This window comes from Sphingomicrobium arenosum, assembly GCF_026157085.1.
Classification (GTDB): Bacteria; Pseudomonadota; Alphaproteobacteria; order Sphingomonadales; family Sphingomonadaceae; genus Sphingomicrobium; species Sphingomicrobium arenosum.
Window position 1 is genome coordinate 811,223 of record NZ_JANPVN010000001.1, and the last position, 15,241, is coordinate 826,463.

11 protein-coding genes are annotated in these 15,241 nt (G+C 65.3%); 4 read left to right on the forward strand and 7 right to left on the reverse strand.

The window, feature by feature from the left end; genetic code table 11:
- Positions 1 to 7 precede the first annotated feature (7 nt).
- From addB to NUW51_RS03815, 5 genes are read right to left on the reverse strand one after another with little or no spacing between them, the layout of a single operon-like run.
- On the reverse strand, positions 8 to 2,938 hold the full coding sequence (gene addB, locus NUW51_RS03795) for a double-strand break repair protein AddB (RefSeq protein WP_265562920.1): 2,931 nt from the start codon (positions 2,936 to 2,938) through the stop codon (positions 8 to 10).
- A complete protein-coding gene (locus NUW51_RS03800; RefSeq protein WP_265562922.1) occupies positions 2,931 to 3,683 on the reverse strand; it encodes a nucleotidyltransferase family protein in 753 nt (250 codons plus the stop codon). Before NUW51_RS03800 ends, addB begins: the two co-directional genes overlap by 8 nt.
- A complete protein-coding gene (locus tag NUW51_RS03805) occupies positions 3,680 to 4,672 on the reverse strand; it encodes an aminoglycoside phosphotransferase family protein (RefSeq protein WP_265587916.1) in 993 nt (330 codons plus the stop codon). Before NUW51_RS03805 ends, NUW51_RS03800 begins: the two co-directional genes overlap by 4 nt.
- Positions 4,669 to 5,100, reverse strand: a complete 432-nt coding sequence (gene tsaE, locus NUW51_RS03810; protein WP_265562926.1) for a tRNA (adenosine(37)-N6)-threonylcarbamoyltransferase complex ATPase subunit type 1 TsaE — start codon at positions 5,098 to 5,100, stop codon at positions 4,669 to 4,671. The genes NUW51_RS03805 and tsaE overlap by 4 nt, the downstream gene beginning before the upstream one ends.
- On the reverse strand, positions 5,097 to 7,430 hold the full coding sequence (locus tag NUW51_RS03815; protein WP_265562928.1) for a PAS-domain containing protein: 2,334 nt from the start codon (positions 7,428 to 7,430) through the stop codon (positions 5,097 to 5,099). The genes tsaE and NUW51_RS03815 overlap by 4 nt, the downstream gene beginning before the upstream one ends.
- Positions 7,431 to 7,885: 455 nt before the next feature.
- Here NUW51_RS03815 and NUW51_RS03820 point away from each other — a divergent pair, with 455 nt between their 5' ends.
- Complete coding sequence (locus NUW51_RS03820) at positions 7,886 to 11,059, forward strand: TonB-dependent receptor domain-containing protein (protein ID WP_265562930.1); 3,174 nt, start codon at positions 7,886 to 7,888, stop codon at positions 11,057 to 11,059.
- Positions 11,060 to 11,130: 71 nt separating this feature from the next.
- Positions 11,131 to 12,075, forward strand: coding sequence for a 2OG-Fe(II) oxygenase (locus NUW51_RS03825; RefSeq protein WP_265562931.1), 945 nt, complete (start codon positions 11,131 to 11,133; stop codon positions 12,073 to 12,075).
- Between the two features lie 42 nt (positions 12,076 to 12,117).
- Here NUW51_RS03825 and ahcY read toward each other — a convergent pair whose 3' ends face one another.
- Positions 12,118 to 13,503 (reverse strand): adenosylhomocysteinase, encoded by a 1,386-nt coding sequence (gene ahcY / locus NUW51_RS03830; RefSeq protein ID WP_407696314.1) that lies wholly within the window; start codon positions 13,501 to 13,503, stop codon positions 12,118 to 12,120.
- A gap of 90 nt (positions 13,504 to 13,593) precedes the next feature.
- Complete coding sequence (locus NUW51_RS03835; protein WP_265587918.1) at positions 13,594 to 14,160, reverse strand: YqgE/AlgH family protein; 567 nt, start codon at positions 14,158 to 14,160, stop codon at positions 13,594 to 13,596.
- A gap of 118 nt (positions 14,161 to 14,278) precedes the next feature.
- Here NUW51_RS03835 and NUW51_RS03840 point away from each other — a divergent pair, with 118 nt between their 5' ends.
- Both NUW51_RS03840 and NUW51_RS03845 read left to right on the forward strand, forming a co-directional pair.
- Positions 14,279 to 14,758, forward strand: coding sequence for a peroxiredoxin (locus tag NUW51_RS03840; protein WP_265562933.1), 480 nt, complete (start codon positions 14,279 to 14,281; stop codon positions 14,756 to 14,758).
- Positions 14,759 to 14,856: 98 nt separating this feature from the next.
- The gene (locus NUW51_RS03845) at positions 14,857 to 15,210 is read left to right on the forward strand and encodes a hypothetical protein (protein ID WP_265562936.1); all 354 of its coding nucleotides are present in this window, start codon (positions 14,857 to 14,859) and stop codon (positions 15,208 to 15,210) included.
- Positions 15,211 to 15,241 lie beyond the last annotated feature (31 nt).

The following is a 15,241-nucleotide window of genomic DNA, read 5'->3' on the forward strand; positions in this document are numbered from 1 at the left end:
ACGGCGGTTACGCATCGCGCCCATACCATTCCTCGAGGCGCATCAACTGATCATAGTCTCCATAAGGGGCGAAGGCGGGATTGAGCTTGGCGACGAAGGGCTCCTCGCCGGTCAGATAGTCGCGGACCAATTGCGCCAATCGCGCATCGACTGTTGCAAGATAGTCGTCCACCTCCCCGCGGGTTGCCGCCATGCGCTCGCCATAGCCGGTGCGTGACTTGGCCATCTTCCAATATTCGAGTGCGACCGGATCGAGCGGCCGGTCCTCGAAACCGCCAGCCCTCGCGATGAGGCCGAGAAGCCCGAGCTGGAGCGCGAATTCGGCCTCGACCGCCTTGCGCTGCGGCGAGGATCCCGTCTTGTAATCGACGATGGCGATCCCGCCTTGGGCGCAGCGATCGATACGGTCGGCGATGCCATAGAGTTCGACCCCGTGCAGCCGCACCCTGCCTTCCAGCTCGGCGGCGTGCGGGATACGTCCTGCGGCGCGGTCCTTCTCGACCTCTGCAAGGATGAAGCCGATCCCCTCGCGCAGTCGCGGCCCCCACAGGGCGCGCAGCATCGGGTGAATATCGTCGCCATCAAGCATCGATTCTAGCCTTGGCATGAGCGCCCCTGGATCGCCCGCATCCTCCTTCAGCCATGCCTCGAGCAACGCATGGACGCGATTGCCCTGCCATGCCGCGAGCGCTCGGCTTTCCAACGGGTCGAGGCTCTTCAGCCCGAGCATCCGCTGCGCGTAAAAGGCATAGGGGTCGGCGCGCAGCTTCTCCACAGCCGTAACCGGAAGCTTGCGCGGACGCGTCCCGGCGGGCGGCGCAGGCCGGGGCTGAGCCGCGGGATGCACTCCGTCGGGGCGATCGAGCAGGAGGCTCAGCCGTTCCAACTCGTCATCACGTGGCACGCCGCCGCTGATCGCCTCGAGCCTTAGCCAAAAACGCGACGGACGCGTCGGCGAGCGCGCATCGCGCTGCGCTCTTGTCAGCAACACCTCGGGGGCCCCCAGCGCGCTCATGAAATCATGCGCGGCCAGCCCGATGCGGCTGTCCAGCCCGGGCAAGCCAAGGAGCCGACGTAGGCGCGGGGCGAGCCATGGGTCGCTCCCGCTGTCGGCAGGCCAGACGCCCTCGTTTAGCCCGCCGAGGATCATGAGATCGCTTTGAAGCAAGCGCGCTTCGAGCAGGCCGAGCAACTGGATACGCGGATGCCCCCCATACGGTTGGCGCACGCTGCGCCCCGCCATGAGGCTGCGCATCAGCGCCTGCCGCTCTTCGGGTGGCACCATAAACTCGCTCGCCGCGGGCGAGGTCTCGATCGCCTCGATCAGCGCCGACAATTCGCGGCCCGCAGCGCCCGTCCAGGCGCGATCCCCAGCCAGCCTTTCCAGCGCCTCATGCAGGCCCCGAGCAAGCGCCGCCAGCGTCTCGGCCCCGTCGAGGCACGCTGCGGCCTCCTCGAGCAACGGACGTACGGCGGCGAAGGCCTCGCGCTCCTTGTCCCTGCCCAGCCGTTGGGCCAGCCCGTCGAGCCCCGGTGCAGGCCGAGGCCCGCGAAGCGCAAGGTCGAGGCGGCGGACATGGCGCAGCCAGTCGCCGCGCTCGGCGCCTGTCCCACCGACCAACGGGTGCTTGGCCAGCGCCAAGGTGGCGATCGGCCCCCATTCCTCTTCGAGTGCGCCGAGCAAGTGAAGCAGCAGGCTGGCCGGCGCGCTCTGGTCGAGCGGTTGGCCCGCGCTGTCATCGACCGCCACGCCCCAACGGGTGAGAATGGCGCCGACGCGGCGCGACAAGTCGCGGTCGGGGGTGATGAGCGCCGCCGTCTTGCCCGGTTCTTCGAGCGCGCGCCGGAGCGCCAGCGCGATGCCGGTCGCCTCGGCGGCGGGATCGGCAAAGGTCGCCGCCCGGACCTTCGACCCCAGGCGCCGGTCGATCGGGGCGAGGTCCTGCCATTTGTCGGTGAAGCGCGCGGCGGCCATCGCATTGGTGATGACGCGGCTGCGCTCGGGAGGGGCGGCGGGATCGCCCCGCCGATGCCAGTCGCGCACCTCGCCGCGCGCCACGCTCATGCGGTCGAGCAGCAGGCGCAGATGATATTGCGGATGGCTGAGCATCGTCCCCGACGGTTCGGCCAGCGCCTCGCCCTCGCCGCGCACCTCGGCCAGCGCGTCCCACTCCGCCTCTGGCATCTCGCGTTCGCGGGCCAAGGCAGGCAGGACGACCATGCCGTCGCGCAAGCGCGCGATCACCTTCAGCAGATGAGCCACGGCGGGCGCCGTCGTTGTGATGCCGGCCGCGATGGTGAAGCCATCGGGCGGCGTCTCCTGCCAGCGCTTAGCAAGCCGATGCAGCAGGCGATTGCGCCGCTCGGCGAGGTCGATCGCGCCCTTGTCCGCGAGGATGTCGGGCCAGGCGGTAAAGACAAGGTCGAGCTTGGCGAACAGATGCTGCCAATGCGTCGGCAATTCGCCCGTCTCGGGCGCCAGCGCCTTGAGGTCCTGCGGCGTCTTTTCCTCGATCGTCAGCTGGTCTAGCGCTCGGGCGAGATCGCGTGCCTCGCGCAGCGCGGAGACCGCGCTGCCGCGCTCCTGTCCGCCGCGAAGCAACCGAGCGAGGATGAGGAGCCGTTCGTCGGGGTCGATTGCTGGCGGTAGCGGCGCTTCGTCGATCGGATCGAGCGCGAGGCCGAGCCGCTCGCCGAGCTCTGTGTCACCGATGGGGACGAGGCGCGGCAACAGGCACCCCTCGCCCGCTGCCCGCACGAAGGCATCGCGCAAGGATCGCGCGGCGCGATTGGTCGGCACGAGGACGCGCCCGCGTGCGAGAAGCATTGGGTCGCCGCCATATTTGTCGAGCAGGCCCGCGACGAGCGCATCGACGAAGCTGCGGTGCGGGGGGATCGAAAAGACCGTCGGGCGCCCCGCGCCGCTCGCCTCACTCATCGCGCAGGATCGACTCGGTCGCGGGGATGGCGGGCGGCGTGCCGACATCGAACCACAGCCCCTGGTGAACGGCCCCGTAGAGCCGCCCCTCCTCGATTGCGCGATCCCACAGGATGTTGGTAGAGAATTTGCCATCGGGCGCATCGCGCAGAAGGCGCTTGGACACCAGCTGGATGCCGGTGAAGACATAGGGCGCGACCTTGTTGGGAAGGCGCCGCGCCAGCTTGCCATGGCGGTCGAGATGGAAGTCGCCCTTGCCGCGGTGATGAAAGGCGCGCGCATGCGGCACGAGCAGCAGAAGCGCGTCCATCCGTTCCGCGTCCCATTGACGGCTCAGCAGCTTCAACGTGTCGCTCGGCCCGTCGACCCAGAAATTGTCGCTATTGCAGGATATAAATGGGTCGCTGTCGATGAGCGGCAGCGCCTTTACCAACCCGCCTCCCGTTTCGAGGAGCGCCTCGCGCTCGTCCGAAATGGCGATGTCGAGCCCTCGCCGCGTCGCCAGATGTCCTTCGATCGCATCGGGGAGGTAATGGACATTGACCACCACCTTCTCGACCCCCGCCTCCTCGAGCTTGTCGAGGACGTGATCGATCATCGGCTTGCCCGCCAGCTCGATCATCGGCTTGGGGCGCGTCGCCGTCAGCGGGCGCATGCGCTTCCCGAGCCCCGCAGCCATGACCATTGCCGTTTTCGGCACCTCGGCGTCCACCTCGGGCCGAAGCGACATGGTCGTGCGCTTCATTCGGCATGCTCCTGCCAGGCGGCGGCGCGCAAGGCCGGGGGCACATTGCGGTCGAACCAGTCGGCCACCGGGGCCAGCGCCGGATGCGCAAGGTTGCGTTCGACCAAGCCCCACATGCGTGGCTGGAACTTGAGATAGCTCGACTTGCCGTCGCGCTTCCACAGGCGGGTGAAAATGCCGAGGATCTTGACGTTTCGCTGCGCCCCCATCAGCTCGTAATCGGCGAGGAAGGTCGCGCGATCCTCGATCCCGCTGCGCTGGATGAACCGGTCGCGCATCTCGGATTCCAGTGCCGGATCGACGTCGCGCCGTGCATCCTGCAGCAGCGACACGAGATCGTAGGCGGCATGGCCTGCCAGCGCGTCCTGGAAGTCGAGCAGGCCCAGCCCGCCCTCGTCGAGGAGCATCAGATTGTCGGCATGATAGTCGCGCAGCACCAGAACGGGATGCGCTGCGGTCCGTGCGAGCAGCCCCGGCCACGCCGCCTTCCATGCCGCATCAAAGCCGTCGCGGTCGATGTCTTCGACGCCCAGCGCGGGAAGGTACCAGTCGACGAACAGGTCGACTTCGCGCTTCAGCACAGTCTCGTCATAAGGCTCGATCCCGCGCGGCAGCGGCGCTTCGTGGAGCTTGACCAAGGTGTCGACCGCGTCGGCATAGATGGCGCGTTCATCGCCTTGCGAGGACGCAAGCACCGGGGCGACCCGACGATCGCCGAAATCCTCGAGCAGCAGCAGCCCCGCCTCAAGATCGCGATGCAGGATACGCGGCGCGCGAAGACCCTGCGCATCGAGATGTTCGGCAATGGCGATGAAGGGACGCGAATCCTCATGCTCGGGCGGCGCGTCCATCAGGACGCCGCGGCCCTGCTCGGGATGCACGACCCTGAAATAGCGGCGGAAACTGGCATCACCGGCCAGCGGCAGGATTTCGGCCCCTCCCCATCCGGCGGCATCGAGAAAGGCGGGCGCCAGCGTGGGCGGGGTCATTGAAACGGGCATCGCTCTTTCCAAGACGGCGGGGCCGAGACTGTCAAGCGACGCCTTCCCGTCTCGGCATCGGGATCGATGACGATGGCCAGCGCATGATCCCAACGGCCCGCCTGTTCGGGCCATTCGACAAGCAGGACCGCATCCGCCAGGTCGTCGAGGCCGAGCTCGTCGAGTTCGCCCTCTTCCTCGATGCGATAGAGGTCGGCGTGCCAGACGGGCGGGTTCAGATGTTCATAGGGCTGGACGATGGAAAAGCTCGGGCTGGGCACTTCGCCGTCATGCCCCAAGGCGGCGAGGAAGCCGCGCGCGAAACTCGTCTTCCCTGCGCCCAGCGGTCCCGAAAGCGTGATGACGTCACCGGGGCGAACCTGCGCCGCCAGCAAGGCACCGGCGGCCATGGTGGCGGCTTCATCGGCAAGGATCATCCTGCCTCTCCTCGCGGGATGACGAGCGTGACGGCCGTTCCTTCGCCGGGTTTGGAGAAGAGTTCGACGCGGCCGCCATGCGCCTCGATGAACTGGCGCGTGAGCGGCAGCCCGAGCCCCAGCGCCGCCTCGCCGCGCTCGCCCGGCTCGCTACGGTGGAAGCGGTCGAATACGCGCGGCTGTTCGTCAGGGTCGATGCCCTCGCCATTATCGGTCACGGTGACGCGCGCCGCCTCGTCGTCGCCCGAACATTCCAGCGTGATTTCAGCGCCTTGCCCCGCGTAGTTCACGGCATTTTGCAAGATGTTTTCGATCGCCTCGCGCAAGCGTCGCGCATCGCCCGAGACGATGCCCGTGTCCTCGCCGATGACGATGTCGAGCTTCTGGCCCTGCTCCTTGGCGCGCGGCAACGCATTCTCGCCCACGGTCGACGCGAGACCCGCCAAATCGACGCGCTCGCGCTCGATCTGCAACGCCCCGCCCTCTGTCCGGGTGAGATCGAGAACGCGGTCGACCATCCGGCTCAACCGCTCGACCGACAGCAGGATGGCGTCGAGATATTCCTTGGCACTCTCCGACAGATCGCCGGCATATCCCGCCGCGAGCATCTGCGCGAAACCGCCGATCGAGGTCAGCGGGGTGCGGAGTTCATAGCTCATATTGGCCACGAAGTCGGTCTTGACGCTGTCGGCCTCCTCCAGCGCGCGAGCGCGCTCGCGCAGCGCGCTCTCGATGCGCAGGCTGTCGGTGATGTCGACCATGGTGACGAGCACATTGCCATCGGGCAGCGGCACGGCGGCATATTCGAAGCCCCGGCCGTCGGTCATGGTCATCCGGCCCGAACCCGCCTGTCGTCCCGCGGTCGTCGAACGGACGAGTTCGCGGATCTGCGCCGCCTCGGTCGGATTGACGAGCTTCTGCGCCATCGCGGGCACGAGCTCGTCCACACGCGGATGCTCGGACAGCCAGCCTTCCTCGAGCCCCCAGAGCCGCGAGAAACGGCGATTCCACAAGTAGAGGCGGCCATCGGAGGCAAACACGCTGATCACCTCGAACAGATTGTCGAAGGTCGCCGCCCGAACCCGCAGCAGCGTGTCGCGCGCGCTGGCGAGCCGGACCTGTTCGGTCCGATCCTCGAGGATGAGCCGCAGTCCCCCATTGGGCAGTGGTTGGCCGACGACGCGCAGATGGTCGCCATTGGCGAGGATCCAATCCTCCTCGATCAATTCCTCGGTCGCGGTAAACCATTCGCGACGCTCGGCCTTCCAGCTCGGATAGTCGCGCACCTCGGGCACGCGCCCCTTCTCGCGCATCGCATCGAGCAGCCGGTCGAACGGGATGCCCTCGTCGAGGTCCTCGGTGTCGAGCTGGCTCATCAGCTGGAAGGGCTGGTTGTAGAAACTGAGCCGGCCGTCAGCGTCGAACTGCGCCGCGCCCGCCGCCATGCGATCGGCCAGTTCGCGCTGCGACTGGATGTTCTGCGCCAGTTCGTAGCGCGCGTCCTCGAGATCCTGGATGTCGAGCGCGAAGCCCGCCACCGCGCCCGTCGGCAGCGGCACGTCGACGATCCTGAGCATCCGCCGCTCGCCACCGATGGTGGCGGGCTGGTGGCGCGAGAAAGGAGCGCCCTGCTCGAGCGCCAGCTGGGCGCCGGCGCGGGCGCTGCGATCGCCGCCCCCGTCGATGAGCTCGGCACCGCGCGCGATGACGTCGGCGGCATCCTCGCCCTCCACGGCCGCCACGAAGGCGGAATTCACGAGCCCCAAGCTCATGTCTGGGCCGCGATACCACATCGGGAAAGGCGCGCTCTCGATGAGGTGCGTGAGGCTGTCGAGCGCGCTTTCGGTCTGCTCGAGCCGCTGCGCGAGACGGCGCTTGCCTTCTTCGGCCTCGCTGATGTCGATCATCCAGCCAAGGATCGCGCCCGGCGCGCCGCCTGCGCCCGTCAGCTCGCCGCGGACCGCGAAGATACGCCCCTCTGCCGTCTCGATCGTCGTATCGAGCGGCTCGCCGGAACGGCGGGTGGCCTCTACCGATGCCTCGAGCGCACCCGCTTCCTCGTCGGGAAGCACCCCGCCGGCGGCCAGATCCATCATGCTGCGCGGGTCGTGATCGAGACGCAAAAGAGCCCGCAACTGGCTATCGAGCTCGACGCTGTTGTCGGGGGCGATGACCATCGCCCGCGCCGGGGAGCGCTCGATGAGATCGTGAAGCGAGCGCGCCGACCTGAGCACCGCCGAGGCGGCGCGCCAGCGCCGGGCTGCGAACAGGCTGATGCCCATCGCGAGGGCCAGCCAGATGCCCAGGACGGCGAGTACCGAGGGGGTCAAACGCGCCTCCCCATCTCGCCGCCGCGAGATGCGTGAAGGCCGTTGACGCCATGGTCGCCGTCCACCCCGATTCTCTCGCGCGAAAATGGCTGCTTCATGGCCTTTCCTTAGCATTCGCGTGGCAGGAGGGAAGCGTTGCCGACCCTGAGGCCATTTCGGCGAGATGAACGCACCCTCCATTCGTCGAAGCAGCGCTGCCGCCGGTCGAACTGTGACAATAACGACACAAGCCGCCGTCGATTACATCTGTGTCGACCTTGAAGGCCCCTTTTTCGCGCCGCCGGGATTGCAATGCGATGACAATTCTGTCTCCTATCCCGGCCTACGTCTCTCGATCATATTCGTGAAGGTTTGGGTTGTCGGCGCGCTTTGCCGGGTCGTGACCCAAAGAGCACACCGATCGAGGACTAACTTGGGTTAACTACTACGAGGGGACTATGTCTAGAAAAGTCTTTATGCACAGCGCTGCCCCGGTCGCACTGATCGGCGCATTCGCTTTTGCCCAGCCTGCGTTCGCGCAGCAGACCGAATCCGAAGAGGATCCGGTTGTCGAGCTCGACAGCGAAGTCGAAGTTGAATCGGGTGACGCGGTCGATCCGGGCGATGCCATCGTCATCACCGGCTCGCGTATCCGTCGTCCCAACCTCGAGAGCGCGCTGCCCGTCACCGCTGTCGGCGGCGAAGAATTCTTCGAAACCGGTTCGGTCTCGGTCGGCGACACGCTGAACGACCTTCCGGCGCTTCGCTCCACCTTCAGCCAGGCCAACTCGACCCGCTTCCTGGGTACGGCCGGCCTCAACCTGCTCGATCTTCGTGGCCTCGGCACCGAACGCACGCTCGTCCTTCAGGACGGTCGTCGTCACGTCGGCGGCGACGTGCTCAGCACCGGCGTCAGCGTCGACGTCAACTCGATCCCGACCGATCTCATCGAGCGCGTCGAAGTCGTGACCGGCGGTTCGTCGGCGGTCTACGGTTCGGACGCCATCGCGGGTGTCGTCAACTTCATCATGAAGAAGGACTTCGAAGGTCTTTCGGTTCGTGGTCAGGGCGGCATCTCGAAGTACGGCGATGCCGGCAACTACTTCATCTCGGGTGTCTGGGGTAAGAACTTCGCCGACGGCCGCGGCAACATCGCGATCTCGGGCGAATATGCTCGTGCCGACCAGTATTGGGGCGACGATCGTGCATGGATCCGTGACAACCCCGGCTTCATCACCATCGACACTGACGGTGCGACCGATGACGGTGCGCCGGACAACATCTTCGTTCAGAGCGGCGTCTTCGGCGCGCGCTACGGCGAAAACGGGACGCTCCGCTTCCCGGGTACCGGCAATGTTGGCAGCGGTCTGCTCGATTGCGGCAGCAGCTTCACCGGTCGTGCCTTCGACTGTCCGTACGTCTTCGACTTCGACGGCAACCTGTCGCTAATCGACGGCCAGCTGGTCGGCACCGGTCCGACGGCGGTCATCCTCGGTGGCACCAACGGCGTGAACTTCAACAACCACCGCCAGGTGCAGATGATGCCGAACCTTGACCGTTACGCGGTCAACCTGCTGGCCCACTTCGAGGTCACGCCGGCGGTTCAGCCGTTCGTCGAAGCCAAGTACGTCCGTACCGAAATCAGCGGTTCGGGCAGCTCGGGTCCGGCGTTCATCTACGGTGACTTCGGTGGTGCGCTCGGCGATATCTACCAGTATATCGGTGGCTACAACCGCGAACAGATCAGCATCAACAACCCGTACCTGACCGATCAGGCGCGTCAGCTGATCATCGACATCAACGAAGAAGCCGGCAACACGGTCGATGACGATTACCGTTTCTCGGTCCGTCAGAGCCTGCTCGGCCTCGGTTCGCGTACCGAAGTGATCGAACGTGACCTCTACCGCATCGTCGGTGGTGTTCGCGGCGACCTCGGCGGTCCGTGGAACTACGAAGTCGCGGTCAACTACGGCGAGCTTCAGGAAGCCAACAGCGTTCAGGGCAACCTCGACGCCCAGCGTTTCCTTCTCGCCCTGGATGCGGTCGTCGATCCCGACACCGGTGACATCGTCTGTAACTCGCAGATCGATCCGGATGCGGCCGTCGGCTACTATCCGTGGTTCTTCGGTGACGATCCCAACGGCGATGCCCGCCTTGCGGCCGACGTCGCGAACTGCGTGCCGATCAACATCCTCGGCGGTGGCAACATCACCCAGGCGGCGCGTGACTACGTCCTGCTCGACGGTTTTGCCAACGGCTTCATCACCCAGTTCGACGCGACGGCGTTCATCGCGGGCGACACCTCGGGCTTCTTCGAGCTCCCCGGTGGTCCGATCGGCATCGTTCTCGGCGCCGAATATCGCGAAGACGACATCGAATATCGCCAGGATGAAGACATCCAGCTGGGCTACACCTTCTACAATGCGATCCCGACCTTCTCGGCCGAATCGCAGACCGTGAAGGAAGCCTTCGGCGAAATTCGCCTGCCGATCGTCAACGACGTTCCCTTCTTCGAAGAACTCGAAGTCAGCGCCGCTGCGCGTGTTTCGGACTACGAACTGGGCACGACCGGCACCGTCTGGGCGTATAACGTCAACGGCTTCTGGTCGCCGGTGGATGCGCTTCGCTTCCGCGGCAGCTGGGCCCGCGCCGTTCGCGCGCCGAACCAGGGCGAACTGCTGTTCCCGTTCTCGCAGAACTTTGCCCCGGGCTTCGGTGACCCCTGCTCGGAAATCAACATCAACAACGGTACGTCGAACCGCGCTGCGAACTGCGCCGCGGCCGGCCGTCCCGCCGATTACGATTTCCGCTACAGCGCGTCGCTCGAAATCCGTTCGGGTGGTAACCCGCTGCTTCAGCGTGAAACCTCGGACAGCTTGACGCTCGGTGCGATCTTCCAGCCGGACTTCCTGCCCGGCCTGTCGATCTCGGCCGACTATTACGATATCGTCGTCAACGACGTTATCTCGTCGGTGTCGGCTCAGACCATCGTCAACCAGTGCTACGATCTCGCCGCGGGTAACCCGTATTGCGATCTGTTCGAACGCGCTGGCCCCGGTGGCGGCCCGAACGGTGAGGAAGAGTTCCGCATCCTCGAAGGCAGCCTCATCCAGTCGTCGGTCAACTTCGCGAAGCTCACCGCTCGCGGCGTCGACATGGAAGTCGCCTATCGTGGGGAAATCTGGGACGGTGCGCGTTTCGACACTCGCCTGACCTACACCCACGTGTTCGACAACTCGGGCTACCTGAACCCGACGGATCCGGACTTCGAGAACGTCTATGTGAGCGAACTCGGCGATCCGCGTGACGCGTTCAACTGGAACAACCGTCTCGAGCTGGGCGCGTTCACGCTGGGTTACCAGCTGCGCTACCTCTCGCCGATGTACATCGGTTCGTATGAATCGATGAACTCGGTGAACGGTGACGATCCGCAGAACCCGGACCAGTACGCTGATCCGACCTACCCGCCGATGTTCTACCACGACGTCCGCGTCGGCATCGACGCCGGTGACGATTACAACTTCTACGTTGGCATCGACAACCTCACGAGCGCCGAGCCGCCCTACGGTCTGTCGGGCATCGGTGGCGGGAGCGCCATCTACAACTCGACCGGTCGTATGTTCTACGCCGGCTTCAGCGCCAACTTCTAAGCGCTGGGTTGTTAGACAAGAGAGGGGTCGGAGCGTTGCTCCGGCCCCTTTTTTGTGGTCAGTTCGGCAGCATGGTTTTCACGTTCAATCCCTATGGTGCTCCCTCGCCCCTCACGCGGCTCGAAGCGGCCGCGAGGGCCGGCGACGGTGACGCCGCGCTCGACGTCGCGCGCCATTATCTCGCAGGGCGCGGCGTTAGCCGGGATCTCTCGAAATGCCGCGCATGGCTCGGCGTCGGGGCAAAGGCAGGCAATGAAACCGCCATTCTCGGTCTCGCCGCTTTCGAGGCACGGGGAACGGGAGGCGCGGCCGATTGGACTGGCGCGCTCGACACGCTGGCGCTGCTCGATCGTCGCCCGCGAGCCCGGAGCCGACGCGAGCGAGACCTCATCGACGCGATGGCGCTCGATAGCGAGGGCAATCCGACCCGCGATTTCTCTGTCGAAACGGTAACCGACGATCCACTCATTCGCCGTGTCCCGGCATTTGCCAGCGATGAGGAGATCGCTTTCCTCCTCGAACTCGGCAAACCGGCGCTCCAACCCTCGCTGGTGGTCGATCCGCAAACCGGCCAGCAGCGCCCCGATCCGGTGCGAACCTCCCGCAACACCGCTTTCCCCTGGATCAACGAGCGACCGTTCATCAATGCGCTCAATCGGCGGATCGCGCACGTCTCGGGGTTCGACCAGCAGTTCGGTGAGCCGCTACAGCTGCTTCATTACAGCGGCGACCAGCAATACAAGCGTCATCACGACGCCATTCCCGGCGCCGACAATCAACGGGTCGCCACTGCGCTGCTCTATCTCAACGAGGACTATGACGGCGGTGAGACGGCCTTCCCCGACCTCGACATGAAGATAAAGGGCCGCAAAGGCGAGCTGCTGATTTTCTCGAATGTCGATGAAAAAGCCGCGCCCCACCCGCTCGCCTGGCATACGGGCGAACCGGTGACACGCGGCCAGAAGTTCGTGGCGACGCGCTGGATCAGGGAAAAACCCTTCGGCCCGCGCGCCTGATCGGAGCGAGTTGGGGGCGCCAGACGCGCCCCCACCCCTTAATTAATAGCGATAATGTTCGGGCTTGTAGGGCCCTTCGACGTCGACGCCGATATAGTCGGCCTGTTCCTTGCTCAGCTTCGACAGTTCGACGTTGAGCTTGGCGAGGTGCAGCTGCGCGACCTTCTCGTCGAGATGCTTGGGCAGCACATGGACCGTATTGTCATACTGGTCGGCGCGCTTGAACAGTTCGATCTGCGCCAGCACCTGGTTGGTGAAGCTGGCGCTCATCACGAAGCTCGGGTGGCCGGTGGCGTTCCCGAGGTTGAGGAGGCGGCCCTTCGAGAGGAGGATGATGCGCTTGCCGTCGGGCTTCTCGATGAGGTCGACCTGCGGCTTCACCTCGGTCCATTTGAAGTTCTCGAGCGCCTCGACCTGGATCTCATTGTCGAAGTGGCCGATGTTGCCGACGATCGCCATGTCCTTCATCGCGCGGACGTGATCGACGGTGATGACATCCTTGTTGCCGGTGGTGGTAACGAAGATGTCGGCGCGCGGCGCGGCCTCTTCCATGGTCACGACCTCATAGCCGTCCATCGCCGCCTGCAGCGCGCAGATGGGGTCGATCTCGGTCACGATGACGCGCGCTCCCGCGCCCGACAGCGAGGCGGCCGAGCCCTTGCCGACGTCGCCATAGCCAGCGACGCAGGCGACCTTGCCCGCCATCATCACGTCGGTGCCGCGGCGGATGCCGTCGACGAGGCTTTCCTTGCAGCCGTATTTATTGTCGAACTTCGACTTGGTGACGCTGTCGTTGACGTTTATCGCGGGGAAGGGAAGCAGCCCCTTCTTGGCGAGCTGGTAAAGGCGGTTGACGCCCGTCGTGGTCTCTTCCGACACGCCCTGGATGTTCTTCACCGTCTGCGTGAGATAGCCGGGCTTGCGCTCAAGGAACGCCTTAAGCGCCTTGTTGAACTCGCGCTCTTCCTCGTTGGTCGGCTCGGGCAAGGTCTCGCCCGCTTCGACGCGTGCGCCCCACAGCGCGAACATGGTGGCATCGCCGCCATCGTCGAGGATGAGGTTGCAGGTCTCGTCGCCCCAGTCGAAGGTGCGGCCGACATAATCCCAATATTCCTCGAGCGTCTCGCCCTTGATGGCGAAGACGGGGATGTCCTGCGCGGCGATGGCGGCGGCGGCATGGTCCTGCGTCGAATAGATGTTGCAGGTCGTCCAGCGAACCTCGGCACCCAATGCGACCAGCGTCTCGATCAGCACCGCGGTCTGGATCGTCATGTGCAGCGAGCCGGTGATGCGCGCGCCCTTCAGCGGCTGTTCCTTGGCATATTCCTCGCGGATCGCCATCAGGCCGGGCATTTCGGTTTCGGCGATGGTGATTTCGGTGCGCCCGTAATCGGCGAGCGCGATGTCCTTGACGATATAGTCGGTCACGATGGTCTCCAGCTGGTGCTAGCGTGGGGCGATCGCCCCGCTTTCGCGACAGCCCCTAGCGGGTTCGCGAGAGGCTTGCAAACCGCCGCCTCAGGCGGCGCCGCTGTCGGGGCTGAGAAGCGCTGGATCGATGCCCAGCGCCTCATATCCACGGCTCCAGCGCGCCGGGGCTTCATCCTCGAACAGGATGGCATCCGAGCCCGGTGCGTCCATCCAGCCATGGCGCGTCATTTCTTCCTCGAGCTGGCCGCCCGACCAGCCCGCATAGCCAAGGCACACAAGGAACTTGGACGGCCCCTTCCCTTCGCCGATGGCCTTCAACACGTCCTGCGTCGCGGTCATTCGGCACAGCGTGCCGACATCGACCGTGTCATGTCCGCCCCAATCCGCCGAATGAAGGACGAAGCCGCGCCCCGGCTCGACCGGGCCGCCATGCATCACGGGCGCATCGGGGGCATTGGCATGAGCAAGGTCGAGCTGTTTGAGCAGATCCTTGACCCGCAGGCCCTTGCGCTCCTGCCCGACCCCGATGCCGAGCGCGCCATCCTCGTCATGCGCCACCATCAGGATGATCGCCTGTTCAAAGCGCGGGTCCCCCATCCCCGGCATGGCAAGGAGGAAGCGACCGGTCAGGTAAGGTGCGGCGGTTTCGATCATGCCCGTTGAACGCAACACTCGTGCCTTCGGTCCCCCAAGCACGCCGGCCTCTTGTTGCAACCGTCGCGCGGCTCATGCTTTAGGGTGAGGACATCCAACGCGACAAAGGAAGATCTCCATGACCATCTCGATCGGCGATAAACTGCCCGAAACCTCGCTCAGCCTCGCCACCCCCGAAGGACCGGTGCCGGTAAGCTCGAAGGATTATTTCGCGGGCAAGACGGTCGCACTGTTCGCGGTGCCCGGCGCCTTCACCCCGACCTGTTCGGCGCGCCACCTGCCGAGCTTCGTCGAAAAGGCCGACGATCTGAAGGCCAAGGGCGTCGACAAGATCGCCGCGACGAGCGTCAACGACGCCTTCGTCATGGGTGCCTGGGGCAATCAGGCGGGCAGCGAGGACATCGACATGCTCGCCGATGGCAATGGCGAGTTCGCCAAGGCACTGGGTCTTACCATGGACGCCTCGGGCTTCGGCATGGGGACGCGTTCGCAGCGCTATTCGATGCTGGTCGAGGACGGCGTCGTGAAGCAGCTCAACGTCGAAGCCCCCGGCGCCTATGAAGTTTCGGGCGCAGAAACGCTCTTGTCGCAGCTGTAAACGCCGGATCGTGGGTCGGCTGCGACGAATGAAGGACCGCAGCCGCAAGGTAAAGCGTTGGTTCCCCGAAACAATCTTTAGACAAAGGGAGCCAGTATATGAACAAGCAGCCGACCCATTCGCTCGACCAGAATGCGACCCAGGAGAGCCGCATCGAAGCCACGCGCCGTAATCTCGAGAGTCGCGAGGACTTCATCGGTACGTCGTACAGGACCATCCGCGATAACCCGCGCACCAGCGCTGCCATTGCTGGTGGTGTCGTCGCGGCGGCCGGCGCCGGCGCGTTCCTCCTCAATCGCAAGAACAAGATCGGGACGGCGACGGGCCATGCCTCGTCGAGCGAGTCGATCAACGATGCCGTGTCGGAAATGAACGATGATGCCGTTTCGAGCCTCGAAGGCCGTAGCGATAGCATCGCCGAACAGAGCAAGGCCGGTTCGGTCGCTTACTAAGCGGTCGACCCAAGCCTGAAGAAAGGCCCGC

Bases quoted from the DNA above. Each gene is read 5' to 3' on its own strand.
- NUW51_RS03840 (WP_265562933.1), top strand. From the start codon at position 14,279: ATGACCATCTCGATCGGCGATAAACTGCCCGAAACCTCGCTCAGCCTC.
- NUW51_RS03835 (WP_265587918.1), bottom strand. From the start codon at position 14,160: ATGATCGAAACCGCCGCACCTTACCTGACCGGTCGCTTCCTCCTTGCC.
- NUW51_RS03800 (WP_265562922.1), bottom strand. From the start codon at position 3,683: ATGAAGCGCACGACCATGTCGCTTCGGCCCGAGGTGGACGCCGAGGTG.
- tsaE (WP_265562926.1), bottom strand. From the start codon at position 5,100: ATGATCCTTGCCGATGAAGCCGCCACCATGGCCGCCGGTGCCTTGCTG.
- NUW51_RS03825 (WP_265562931.1), top strand. From the start codon at position 11,131: ATGGTTTTCACGTTCAATCCCTATGGTGCTCCCTCGCCCCTCACGCGG.
- NUW51_RS03805 (WP_265587916.1), bottom strand. From the start codon at position 4,672: ATGACCCCGCCCACGCTGGCGCCCGCCTTTCTCGATGCCGCCGGATGG.
- NUW51_RS03845 (WP_265562936.1), top strand. From the start codon at position 14,857: ATGAACAAGCAGCCGACCCATTCGCTCGACCAGAATGCGACCCAGGAG.
- NUW51_RS03820 (WP_265562930.1), top strand. From the start codon at position 7,886: ATGCACAGCGCTGCCCCGGTCGCACTGATCGGCGCATTCGCTTTTGCC.
- addB (WP_265562920.1), bottom strand. From the start codon at position 2,938: ATGAGTGAGGCGAGCGGCGCGGGGCGCCCGACGGTCTTTTCGATCCCC.